The sequence below is a fragment of the Fontibacillus phaseoli genome (genome assembly GCF_003337355.1).
Lineage (GTDB): Bacteria > Bacillota > Bacilli > Paenibacillales > Paenibacillaceae > Fontibacillus > Fontibacillus phaseoli.
In genome coordinates, this window is sequence record NZ_QPJW01000001.1 from 339,766 (window position 1) to 351,751 (window position 11,986).

Annotated in this window: 10 protein-coding genes; 7 read left to right on the top strand and 3 right to left on the bottom strand. The window is 51.0% G+C overall.

From position 1 onward, the window contains the following. Positions 1-65: 65 nt before the first annotated feature. From DFP94_RS01605 to DFP94_RS01615, 3 genes are all read right to left on the bottom strand, one after another. Positions 66-1,235 carry a glycoside hydrolase family 130 protein gene (locus DFP94_RS01605; protein WP_114494692.1) on the bottom strand — a complete coding sequence of 390 codons (1,170 nt, stop codon included), beginning with the start codon at positions 1,233-1,235 and terminating at the stop codon, positions 66-68. Between the two features lie 100 nt (positions 1,236-1,335). Then, positions 1,336-2,529: an AGE family epimerase/isomerase gene (locus tag DFP94_RS01610; protein ID WP_114494693.1), complete on the bottom strand. Its 1,194-nt coding sequence runs from the start codon at positions 2,527-2,529 to the stop codon at positions 1,336-1,338. A 15-nt stretch (positions 2,530-2,544) separates the two neighbouring features. Continuing rightward, positions 2,545-3,501, bottom strand: coding sequence for a glycoside hydrolase family 113 (locus tag DFP94_RS01615; protein ID WP_114494694.1), 957 nt, complete (start codon positions 3,499-3,501; stop codon positions 2,545-2,547). 275 nt (positions 3,502-3,776) lie between these two features. On the opposite strand from DFP94_RS01615, the gene DFP94_RS01620 reads away from it, so the two are divergent. The 7 genes from DFP94_RS01620 (at position 3,777) to dnaK (ending at position 11,838) form a co-directional block, all read left to right on the top strand. Further along, positions 3,777-4,001, top strand: a complete 225-nt coding sequence (locus DFP94_RS01620; protein ID WP_245954415.1) for a substrate-binding domain-containing protein — start codon at positions 3,777-3,779, stop codon at positions 3,999-4,001. A gap of 168 nt (positions 4,002-4,169) precedes the next feature. Continuing rightward, positions 4,170-5,987 carry a translation elongation factor 4 gene (gene lepA, locus DFP94_RS01625; protein WP_114494696.1) on the top strand — a complete coding sequence of 606 codons (1,818 nt, stop codon included), beginning with the start codon at positions 4,170-4,172 and terminating at the stop codon, positions 5,985-5,987. A gap of 339 nt (positions 5,988-6,326) precedes the next feature. Then, entirely contained in the window at positions 6,327-7,505 is a 1,179-nt protein-coding gene (hemW, locus tag DFP94_RS01630) for a radical SAM family heme chaperone HemW (protein ID WP_114495734.1), read from the top strand. A gap of 112 nt (positions 7,506-7,617) precedes the next feature. Next, complete coding sequence (locus DFP94_RS01635; RefSeq protein WP_114494697.1) at positions 7,618-8,085, top strand: N-acetyltransferase; 468 nt, start codon at positions 7,618-7,620, stop codon at positions 8,083-8,085. Positions 8,086-8,189: 104 nt separating this feature from the next. Then, a complete protein-coding gene (gene hrcA / locus DFP94_RS01640; protein WP_114494698.1) occupies positions 8,190-9,221 on the top strand; it encodes a heat-inducible transcriptional repressor HrcA in 1,032 nt (343 codons plus the stop codon). A 120-nt stretch (positions 9,222-9,341) separates the two neighbouring features. Next, positions 9,342-9,941 (top strand): nucleotide exchange factor GrpE, encoded by a 600-nt coding sequence (gene grpE, locus DFP94_RS01645; protein ID WP_114494699.1) that lies wholly within the window; start codon positions 9,342-9,344, stop codon positions 9,939-9,941. A 52-nt stretch (positions 9,942-9,993) separates the two neighbouring features. Then, positions 9,994-11,838, top strand: coding sequence for a molecular chaperone DnaK (gene dnaK, locus DFP94_RS01650; RefSeq protein ID WP_114494700.1), 1,845 nt, complete (start codon positions 9,994-9,996; stop codon positions 11,836-11,838). Positions 11,839-11,986 lie beyond the last annotated feature (148 nt).

Below are 11,986 nucleotides of genomic sequence, written 5' to 3' on the forward strand. Positions count from 1 at the left end.
TAGTGTAAGTATAAAATGAAGAGCTGCCCCCGCGCATACACCGCAGGGGACAGCTCTCTTTTATGTTAAAGCGACAAGTTCCGGTCGATCAGTCCGATTCTTTGTTCCACGGAAGCGAAAGAGCGCATGGCGTCTTCCGGCGTGTTCAGCACGTAGTCCAGCAGCCGGTCTACGGATGTTCCCGCCACGTGAACCCGCGTATCGGAGGAAGCGTAGTAAATGTACACGTCGCCCTCGGCGGTAGCGATGACCCCGTTGCAGAATACGACGTTCGAGACGTCGCCGACGCGTTCTTCGCCTTCCGGCGCAATCAGATAACCGCCGGGACGGTGCGTGACTTCATAAGGCTTCTCCAGGTCGGAGAGGAAAGCGTAAAGCACGTATCTCAGTCCGGCCGCCGTATTGCGGACGCCGTGGGCGATGTGCAACCAGCCGCGATCCGTCTTGATCGGCGCCGGGCCTTGGCCGTTCTTCACTTCCTTGATCGTGTGATAGAAACGTTCATCAATAATGATTTCCTTATCGATCACGGCGTTCTCGATACATTCGGACAGCCCCCAGCCGATGCCGCCGCCGGAGCCGGTATCGATAAACCCGTCCTGCGGCCGCGTATAGAAAGCGTATTTGCCCTCCACGAATTCCGGATGAAGCACGACATTACGCTGTTGTTGGGACGGGGTTTTCAGATCGGCCAGGCGTTCCCAGGCGATCAGGTCTTTCGTCCGGGCAATGCCGCACTGGGCAACCGCGCTGGAGAGATCGCCATGCGGAGCGTTAGGATCTTTGCGTTCCGTGCAGAACAGGCCGTAGATCCAACCATCCTCATGCTGAACAACCCGCATGTCGTAGACGTTCGTGTCCGGTTCATCCGTCTCAGGCAGAACGACCGGGCGATCCCAGAAGCGGAAGCCGTCAACGCCGTTATCACTTTCGGCAACCGCAAAGAACGATTTGCGGTCCATGCCCTCCACGCGGGCAACGAGATAGTATTTGCCGTTCAGTTGAATCGCGCCGGGATTAAATACGCCATTGACCCCGATACGTTCGGAGAAATACGGGTTCGTATCCGGATTGAAATCATATTTCCAGATCAATGGAGCGTGTTCGGCCGTCAAAACGGGATATTTGTAGCGATTATAAACACCATTGCCGAATGGCGCCTTTTCATTGCGCCGGTCGATCAAATTTTCGTAACGGTCGGTAAGCTGTTGTTTTCTTTCCTCGAATAAGCTCATGGTTTCCCTCCAATAGGATTATTAAATTATATAGAAGTGTTATAAAGCCAGATTTACCTTAATTCCCGATTTCACGATCCAAACCTCCGGGACTACGCGCTTAATGGAGTTCGAGACGTTCAAGCATCTCCATGCAGGCCCGCCCGTTATGATAAGGGCATTTCCACGCACTGACCTTCGGGTCGTGAGGCAGAGGGGTGCCGGATTGGTCCACGCTCCAATACCATTCGCCGCCGGTGCGGTCTACGATGAAGTTTTGGATGAATTCCCAGGAATGGGCTGCCGCCACTTTGAATTTTTCGTCACCGGTCATTTGGTAGGCGTTATAGAACCCGACCATCGCTTCCGCTTGCGGCCACCAGTCTTTGTTGGTATCGGTCAGACCGTTCTGGTCGGCCTCGTTCCAAATGCCGCCGTCCTTGTCCACACCCTCGGCATGAACGGCTACCGCCATCGCTACCGCCGTTTGGATGGCCCGTTTCAGTAGATCGGGATGGTCAAGTACCTCGGCGGCTTCCACAAGCAGCCAGCTGCCTTCGATATCATGGCCATAGGAGATATGATGGCTCTTCACTTGCCACGCCTCGTCAAAGAACAGAAGGAAGTGGGCGCGCTTAGGGTCGATAATATGATCTATCGTCACTTCGATAAGCTCGCTCAAGCTGTGTTTCAGCTCCGGCGATTTCCACACCCGGTACAGGTTGGTATAAGCCTCCAGCACATGAAGATGGGTATTCATCGATTTTTTCTCGTTCAGGTCCTTGTCGCTCAGGCTGAGATCTCCGGTTTGCGTCCACTCGCGGGATAATGCCTCGATGTAACCTTTATGAACCGGATCATAGCTGTATTTTTCCAGGACGTGATAGATTTCGATCGCCAGATCCAGTGCTTTCTGTTGACCGGTAGCGCGGAAATATTCCGCCAGGGCGTAAATGACGAAGGCTTGGCCGTATACTTGTTTCTTGTCCTGAACAGGACATCCCAAGTAATCAACCATCCAGTACAAACCTCCGTATTCGCGGTCCAGAAAATGATTCACTAGATAATCGTAAGCACGTTCCGCCATATTCAGATATTCCGGTGACGGATTCATACGGTGCGCCGAGGAGAATGTCCACAGAATCCGGGCGTTCAGCACAAGGCCTTTGTCGGCATCGTGCTTGACATGAAGCTGCTGATCGATTTCTCCGACGAAACCGCCATGCTGGGAATCAATCGTTTTGCCGATCCAGAACTGCAAAATATTATCGTTCAATTCTTGCTGGAGCTGCTCTTTCCACAGTTGTTTGTCCACGTCGGGACCTCCTCATTATTTTGTAATGCGTAGCATGGTCGAGTAAGTACCGTACACAACCTTCTCGGCTTCCTTGCCATAAACGCAGTAGTCGTCATTGTTCGCTGCCTCCTCCCGGGCGTACAGCTTCGCCGGCCAATCCCAGAGCATAAATCCGCGAACCCAGTCGCGCTTGCCGCATTTTTGGAACATGACGCGGTAAAAGTCCGCTTGCTCCGCTTGATTAGCCTCCCCTTGAAGGGTCCAGTCGTTGGGGATGGCAGCGGATCCGGTACGGCTCGGACAACCTGCTTCCATAAAGAAGAAAGGCTTGTTGTACCGCTTTACAACGCTTTCAATCCGGTCGAGTTGGGCATCCCAATCATCGATCGGATAGTAGCCGCTGGAGCTGATGAGATCAAGAGCATCCCACCAAGCGATATTGTCCTCCTGATATTTGTCGCAATTGTAGGTAACCAGGCCGCCATATACTTTCCGTACCTCCGAGATCAAATTCCGCCATTCGGATTCGCGCCGGTCGGTCTGTACCATTTCACAACCGATACAGAGCATCTCGCAGCCGGTTTCCTCGGCGATTTTCGCAAAATGAAGAATATAATCGTTGTACGAAGCGAACCAGTCACGCCATTTAGGCTCACAAGGAACGTCTTTGTCAAAGAAATTAATGTGAGCTCGCCAAGTCCCATCGGCGCAGTTGACGATAGGTTTCAGGCAGACTTTAAGTCCCAGTGATTTTGACTTTTTCACCGCCCATCTGACTTCCTCATCGCTTACGGTGGGCTCATTCCGATAAGGGATTTCTGTAGAAAAAGCGGTTGCCTGAAGCGCGGAAAAGGCGATCGCTATCCAATTGGCACCGGTTGTATCAACCATGGTCTCCATAGAAACGGAAGCTTCTTCGTTGCCCCAGGTTCCCCGGACGCCCATAAATCCCCAAGTCATCCCCGCAACGTATGGATCTAGTTGTTTCATTCCAACCACCTCGCTGTCTGGTATCTTGTTGGTTTGTTATTGTTTGTTATATTTTTAAATAACAAATTAGCTACCTTATGTTTAATATAAGTCTAAACGCCATCTAAATTCAACCTTTTAATTTTTGGGTTTGTTAGTTTTTTAGATTTTGACAAAATAAAAAACCGTCGATAGTTCCGACGATTTTCATAGCTATGCAATATAAAGTGATAACAGAATGATTTGTTATTTGGTCACAGCGTATTTTGTTCTAATTGTTTCACGGAAATATAGGCGTGCCGGACCAAGTGTCCGTCACCGGTTTTGACAATATCGAGGACACTTTTTTGTCGGAACCGCGGCTTACGACCGTAAACGTGGAAAAAGAGCTGATGGGGAAAAGGGAGGTACAGGTTCTGTTCAATCATATGAACCGGCCTGAATTTCCGAAGGAAACGATTTATATGTCAGCCTTGATCGTGCACCGGGAGTCGATTGATCCTCCGCCGGAGTCTCGCTGATTGCGCCCGGCTTGAAGCAGTAGCATTGCGCTACGGATAAGGTGTATACCCGCATGACGGTTTAAATAGGATAAAATGGCGCATTCCACGGGATCACCAATTGATGCCGTCCTTTGCACCTGATATAATAAATTGATTGTACTTCAAGGATTTATGGTGGGGGTAAGGATGACAGATATTAGGGCAAGACAAGAAAAGATACGGAATTTCAGTATTATCGCACATATAGACCATGGAAAATCGACTTTGGCCGACCGAATTCTTGAGTATACCGGGGCTTTGACTTCCCGGGAAATGCAGGAACAGGTGCTGGACCAGATGGATCTGGAGCGCGAGCGCGGCATTACGATCAAGCTGCAGGCCGTGCGCCTGTCTTACCGTGCGGATGACGGAGAAGAGTACTTGCTCAATCTGATCGACACGCCGGGGCACGTCGATTTTACGTACGAAGTCTCCCGCAGCCTTGCGGCTTGCGAAGGGGCGCTGCTCGTCGTGGATGCGGCTCAGGGCATCGAAGCTCAGACACTCGCCAATGTATATTTGGCGCTGGATAACAATCTTGAAATTTTGCCCGTCATTAACAAAATCGATCTCCCGAGCGCAGATCCGGATCGGGTCAAGCAGGAGATTGAGGACGTGATCGGGCTGGACGCGAGCGAAGCGGTGCATGCCTCCGCCAAAGCGGGCATCGGGATCAAGGAAATTTTGGAGCAGGTCGTCCAAAAGGTTCCCGCACCTACAGGGAATCCGGACCAGCCGCTCAAAGCGCTGATTTTCGATTCTCACTATGACCCGTACAAAGGCGTTATCGTTTATGTGCGCGTCATCGACGGACAAATCAAAGCCGGCTCGAAAATCAAGATGATGGCGACGGACAAAATATTCGAGGTCATCGAAGTCGGCGCGTTCAAACCGCGCATGACGATTGTGGACGAGCTGAACGTCGGCGATGTCGGCTTCATCGTCGCCGGGATCAAAACCGTGGGCGACACCCGGGTCGGGGACACGGTGACGGACGCGAAGCATCCGACCGCCGAACCGCTGCCTGGTTACCGCAAAATCAATCCGATGGTCTACTGCGGCCTTTATCCGATCGAAACTTCGGATTACAACGACCTTCGGGAAGCCCTGGAGAAGCTGCAGCTCAATGATGCTTCGCTGAGCTTTGAACCGGAAACCTCGAGCGCGCTCGGTTTCGGGTTCCGCTGCGGATTCCTCGGCCTGCTGCACATGGACGTCATTCAGGAGCGGATTGAGCGCGAATTCAACATTCCGCTCATTACGACGGCACCGAGCGTTATCTATCATGTCACGCTGACGAACGGGGAAATAATCACCATCGATAATCCGTCCAACTATCCGGAAGTCGGCAAAATCGATTATGTTGAGGAGCCTTATGTTAAGGCGGGGATCATCGTGCCTAACGATTATGTCGGGACCGTGATGGAACTCTGCCAAGGTAAACGCGGCGAATTCGTGAATATGGAATACCTCGACACGACCCGGGTGACGATCACCTATCAGATTCCGTTGTCGGAAATCGTTTACGATTTCTTCGATCAACTGAAATCCAGCACAAAGGGATACGCCTCGTTCGATTACGAGCTGTCCGGTTACCGTAAATCCAACCTGGTGAAGATGGACATTATGCTCAACGGCGAACAGGTCGATGCCCTGTCCTTCATCGTGCACCGGGAGCGGGCTTACCACCGCGGCCGGATCATTTGCGAGAAGCTGCGAGAGCTGATTCCGCGGCAGATGTTCGAGGTGCCGATCCAGGCATCCATCGGTACGAAGGTTATCGCCCGCGAAACGGTCAAGGCGATGCGCAAGAACGTCCTCGCCAAATGCTACGGCGGCGACATTTCGCGGAAGCGGAAGCTGTTGGAGAAGCAAAAAGAGGGCAAGAAGCGCATGAAGCAGGTCGGCAATGTCGAAGTGCCGCAGGAAGCTTTTATGGCGGTATTGAAAATCGACGACAAATAGGACCGATGCGCGTCAGTGTTATCGTTGATAAAGGAAAGCCTACGGGCTTTCCTTTCCTTATTACGGCGAGTAAAATCGCTGCGAGATGTTTTCCCTGGACAAATTCCAACGAAAGGTTGTTCAACCCGTTAGTTACTCTGCTTGCTTGGATAAAATCCAGGCAAACAGATATAATTTTGCACCGATCTTTTCGACTTCCTCTTACTCAGGTTTTTGACTAGTTTTGCTCAACTGGTTGTTTGGTTGCTAAAATGTTTATCTTGAGAGTTGCTTCTATATTAAATCATCAGAAAAGGAGGCATTGCCATGAATCGTATCGCAGGGCCGATGGGCCAGGGAATGCCTGAAAACGGGCAAGAACATAGCGCCGCTCCCCAGGCGGTTTATATACACATTCCTTTTTGTACGAACAAGTGCTTTTATTGCGACTTTAATTCTTATGTGCTGAAGGATCAGCCGGTGATGGATTATTTGCGGGCATTGGACCGAGAGATGGAACTAACCGTGCGGGAAACGCTTCCAAGCGAAATCAAGACTATATTTGTCGGTGGAGGAACGCCGACGGTGCTGAACCCGGAAGAAATGGAGTTTTTCCTAAGCTCGGTCCGCAAGCACTTTCCTAACTGGGCGGAAGACATTGAGTTTACGATGGAAGCCAACCCGGGTACAACCGATCCTGAAAAGCTGGCCGTCATGAAGGCGGGCGGCGTCAACCGGGTCAGCTTTGGCGTGCAGGCGTTCCAGAATGAGCTGCTCTCCGGAATTGGACGGATCCACAATACGGACGACGTTTACAGGAGTCTGGAGAATGCCCGCGAAGCGGGGCTTCATAATTTGTCGATCGACCTGATGTTCGGTTTGCCGAACCAGACAGTGGAGATGCTGGAGTACAGCGTTGGCCGGGCGCTGGAACTGGGGTTGCCGCATTATTCGATTTATAGCCTCAAAGTGGAAGAGAATACGCTGTTCCATACCTTGTTTCAAAAGAATCAGCTTCCGCTTCCCGGTGAAGAAGATGAACTGAAAATGTACCTTCTGCTCATGGAGCGTATGAAGGCTGCGGGGTACAAGCAATATGAAATCAGCAATTTTGCCAAACCGGGATATGAAAGCCGACATAACATTACGTATTGGCGGAATGAAGATTATTACGGTCTGGGGGCTGGTGCCCACGGCTACGTTAAGCGTCAGCGCCATATGAATATCAAGGGCGTCAATCCCTATGTCGAGGCCGCCAAGCAGAAACTCCCGCGACTGGAACAGTTCGAGGTTTCGAAGGAAGAAGCGATGGAGGACTTCGTCATGGTCGGTCTTCGGATGCTGGAAGGAATACGGATACGGAATTTTTCCGCCCAATTCGGGGTTTCGCTGGAGGAAACGTTTCAAGCCCAACTGCATAAAATGACTTCGGCGGGTTTGCTGGAGATGCATGAAGATCATGGCGGTTATCGACTCAGTGAAAAAGGAATTCTTTTCGGGAATGAAGTGTTTGCCGAGTTTGTCGGCGCGCTCACCTGAGTTGCGGCTACAATTGCAAAAAATCACCTCGTATCTCTCTTGAACTTTTATACGTCATCGTGTATATTTATTCATATTAGTTTGAACGTTGGTTTTGAGGGGGAGAGAGAGCATGCAAGCCGTTGCAGTATGCAGACAAGCAAAACTGGATGATGTAGAGCCGCTTTTTTTGATGATTGAAAACTACGCCCGCCAAGGGATTATGCTTCCGCGTTCGCGCGCGGTACTGGAACGGCAGATCGCTGATTTTGTTGTCGCCGAAATGGACGACAAGATCGTCGGTTGCGGATCGCTATGCAAGCTTGGGGAAGAACTGGTGGAGATCCGCTCGCTCGGCATCGCGGAAGGGTATAAAGGGCGCGGGCTCGGTTCCATGCTGGTCGAGCAACTTGTCGATGAGGCGAAAAAGCGTGCCCTCCCCAAGGTGATGGCACTGACCTACGAAGTTTCTTTTTTTCTGAAAAACGGATTTGCCGTGGTCGAGAAAGAGATTTTTCCGGAGAAGGTTTGGACGGATTGTGTAAATTGCGCCAAGCAGCATGCTTGCGACGAAATAGCCGTACTCAGGATACTGGACTGACTTGACAATCGTCAGGTTGGTTTGGTATTTTTGTATTATGGTTTAGCACTCAACGGGCTAGAGTGCTAACGAGCTTTGAATATACCTTTACAGGAGGGATTTCCATGTTGACGGAACGCCAAAGAATGATTCTGACGGCTATTGTGGACGACTATATTAGTTCGGCGGAACCTGTGGGATCCCGAAGCATCTCCAAGCGCGGGGACGTCGGGTACAGTCCCGCTACCATTCGCAACGAGATGGCCGATCTGGAGGAACTCGGATTTCTGGAACAGCCGCATACGTCTGCCGGCCGCATACCTTCTCACAAAGGTTACCGGTACTATGTGGATCATCTGGCACCCTTAAATCTGTTAGCGCCCAACGAGTTTAAAATGATGAAAGCTTTTTTTGCGGAAAAACTAAATGCCATCGAACAGGTCGTTCAGCATGCCGGAACGATATTATCCCATATGACGAATTACACTTCCATCCTGCTTGGGCCGGAAGTTTTTCATACGTCTCTGCGGCATTTTCAACTGCTTCCGTTGAATGAAAACACAGCGGTAGCCATCATAGTGACCAGCACGGGCCAGGTTGAGAACAAGACGGTTTCGATTCCGGCAGGGCTCTCTGTTTCGGAGATGGAAAAGGTCGTGAATTTGCTTAACCGCAAGTTGGCCGGGGTACCAATTTTTAAGCTGAAGACGGCTCTTTACAATGAGATCGGTCAGGAAATGCAGCGGCATGTCGAACACTTCGAGGATCTAATGAACGTGATGGATGAAGTGCTCGAAAGCGGCCAGGAAGGGCAGCGGCTGTTCCTTAGCGGAACGACCAATATGCTGAACCAGCCTGAATTCCGGGACATTGATAAAGTGAAGAGCATTCTCGACCTGTTCGAAGAAACGCCGACATTAATGAAAATGATGATTTCAGCGTCGACGGGCACCGGGATTCAAGTCAGGATCGGGACCGAGAATGATCATCAGGCTTTTGCCAACTGCAGCCTGATTACGGCAACCTATGCCATTGAGGGCGAAGCGGTGGGGACGATCGGCATTTTGGGACCGACCCGTATGGAATATGCCCGGGTGATCGGGATCTTGGATATATTATCTAAAGACTTGACCAAGTTTTTATCCCGGCTGCATTAACAAGGAATGCAAAATACCAGCACGGTACAACACCAGCTTTGTTTCATAAGCAGCACGAAATAGCAGAAAAAACAAAGCCTAGCCGATCATGGCAACATATACTGCTAAGGAGGTGACATCTTGAAGGAACAACAACCGATTCATGACAACATTGAGACGGGTGTGGAAGAAGAATTGAATGTGAATGGCAAAGGGAACCAGGATCCGAACCAGACCGCGGAAGAGCAAGAAATTTCCGTAGAGGATGTACCGGAGGTTCCAACGGAAGGTCAACCCGACCTTGATCAACTGCGGGCTGAAGCGGAGGAGCACAAACAGCGACTGCTGCGCACACAGGCCGATTTCGATAATTTCCGCCGCCGTACGGTAAAAGAGAAGGAGGAGCTTGGCAAGTATGCATCCGCCAAACTCATTACCGAGCTGCTGCCGGTCATTGATAACTTTGAACGGGCATTGAGCACCGCTGCGGACAATACGGAGATTTCGTCTTATACCAAAGGCGTGGAGATGATCTTTCGCCAGTTGGAAGGTATTTTGAAGGCAGAAGGCTTGACTCCGATGGAATCCGTGGGCACACCTTTTAATCCGGACCTTCACCAGGCGATCATGCAGGTGGAAAGCGATGAATACGAGGAAGGCACCGTTGTGGAGGAAGTACAGAAGGGCTACCTGCTGAAGGACAAAGTGCTTCGTCCGGCAATGGTTAAAGTCAGCGGTTAATGCAAGAAACAGAAATCATGAAACAGCAACTAATTAAGGAGGATACTTTCCTATGAGTAAAGTAATCGGTATTGACCTTGGAACCACGAACTCTTGCGTTGCGGTTATGGAAGGCGGCGAAGCCGTCGTTATTCCGAATCCGGAAGGCGCGCGTACAACCCCTTCGGTTGTAGGCTTTAAGAAAGACGGAGAACGGATCGTAGGCGAAACGGCAAAGCGCCAGGCCATCACCAATCCGGACCGCACGATCATTTCGATCAAAAGACATATGGGTACGAACCACAAGGAAAGCATTGACGGCAAAGACTTCACGCCGCAAGAGATTTCCGCGGTTATTTTGCAAAAACTGAAATCGGATGCCGAAGCTTATCTTGGCCAACCCGTAACTCAAGCGGTAATTACGGTGCCCGCCTATTTCAATGACAGCCAGCGTCAAGCGACGAAAGATGCCGGTAAAATCGCCGGTCTTGAAGTCCTGCGTATCGTCAACGAGCCTACGGCAGCAGCGCTTGCCTACGGTATGGAGAAGTCCGAAGATCAAACGATTCTCGTATATGACCTTGGCGGCGGTACGTTTGACGTATCGATCCTGGAACTTGGCGACGGATTCTTTGAAGTAAAAGCGACCAGCGGCGACAACCGTCTCGGCGGCGACGACTTTGACCAAGTGATCATCGACTACCTGGTAGCTGAATTCAAAAAAGACCAAGGCATTGACCTTAGCAAGGATAAAGCTGCAGTACAACGTTTGAAAGACGCGGCTGAAAAAGCGAAGAAAGAACTGTCCGGCGTACTTACTACGACCATTTCCCTTCCGTTCATCACCGTCGTTGACGGCGTGCCTCAGCACTTGGAATTGAACCTGACTCGGGCCAAATTCGAAGAACTGTCCGCGGATCTGGTAGAACGGACTTTGGGACCAACCCGTCGTGCGCTTAGCGATGCGGGCATGACACCGGCCGATATCCATAAAATCGTTCTGGTGGGCGGATCCACCCGGATTCCGGCTGTACAAGAAGCGATTAAGAAACTGACCGGCAAGGACCCTCATAAGGGCGTTAACCCGGATGAAGTTGTTGCTCTCGGTGCGGCCGTACAAGCGGGCGTGTTGACCGGCGACGTCAAAGACGTCGTATTGCTTGACGTAACTCCACTGTCGCTGGGGATTGAAACCGCTGGCGGCGTATTTACCAAAATGATCGAACGCAACACCACTATTCCTACGAGCAAATCGCAAGTCTTCTCGACTTATGCGGATAATCAGCCTAGCGTTGAAATCCACGTGCTGCAAGGGGAACGCGAGATGGCTGCAGGCAACAAAACGCTTGGCCGCTTTATGCTGGGCGACATCCCTCTGGCTCCGCGCGGCGTACCGCAAATCGAAGTCAGCTTCGATATCGACGCCAACGGGATCGTCAACGTGTCGGCAACCGATAAAGGCACAGGCAAGAGCCAAAAGATCACGATCACTTCCTCCAGCGGCCTTAGCGACGATGAAGTGGAGCGCATGATGAAGGATGCCGAGCTTCACGCCGAGGAAGACAAGAAACGCAAAGAGCTGGTTGAAGCGAAGAACAACGGCGACCAATTGATCTACAGCGTTGACAAGACGCTGAAAGAGCTTGGCGATAAAGTCGATGCGGCTGAAACGGAACAAGCTAATGCGGCAAAAGAAGAGTTGAAAAAAGCGCTGGAAAGCGACGATCTGGAAAACATCAAATCGGCTTCCGAGAAATTGACCGAGATCGTTCAGCAGCTGTCTGTTAAGCTTTATGAACAAGCCGCGCAAGCTCAACAACAAGCGGAGGGCGCGCAAGGTGCATCGTCGGCCGGCGGCAAGGACAATGTGGTAGATGCCGAGTACGAAGTTGTCGATGAGGACAAGAAGCAGGACTAACTTAAGCAAATCACAGGTTGGCTGATCGGTGAATAGACTTAGGTGAACTGGGAAGGTCAAAGTGCGGGCTATTTCCGTACTTTGACTTTCCTTTTGCCGGATTAAGGGTACTTTCCTCCGGCACGCCAAACAAGTCATAACGGGGGTG

Excerpts from the sequence above, each read along its gene's own strand:
- DFP94_RS01605 (WP_114494692.1), bottom strand. The coding sequence starts at position 1,235 with ATGAGCTTATTCGAGGAAAGAAAACAACAGCTTACCGACCGTTACGAA.
- DFP94_RS01615 (WP_114494694.1), bottom strand. The coding sequence starts at position 3,501 with ATGAAACAACTAGATCCATACGTTGCGGGGATGACTTGGGGATTTATG.
- lepA (WP_114494696.1), top strand. The coding sequence starts at position 4,170 with ATGACAGATATTAGGGCAAGACAAGAAAAGATACGGAATTTCAGTATT.
- hemW (WP_114495734.1), top strand. The coding sequence starts at position 6,327 with ATGCCTGAAAACGGGCAAGAACATAGCGCCGCTCCCCAGGCGGTTTAT.
- DFP94_RS01635 (WP_114494697.1), top strand. The coding sequence starts at position 7,618 with ATGCAAGCCGTTGCAGTATGCAGACAAGCAAAACTGGATGATGTAGAG.
- hrcA (WP_114494698.1), top strand. The coding sequence starts at position 8,190 with ATGTTGACGGAACGCCAAAGAATGATTCTGACGGCTATTGTGGACGAC.
- dnaK (WP_114494700.1), top strand. The coding sequence starts at position 9,994 with ATGAGTAAAGTAATCGGTATTGACCTTGGAACCACGAACTCTTGCGTT.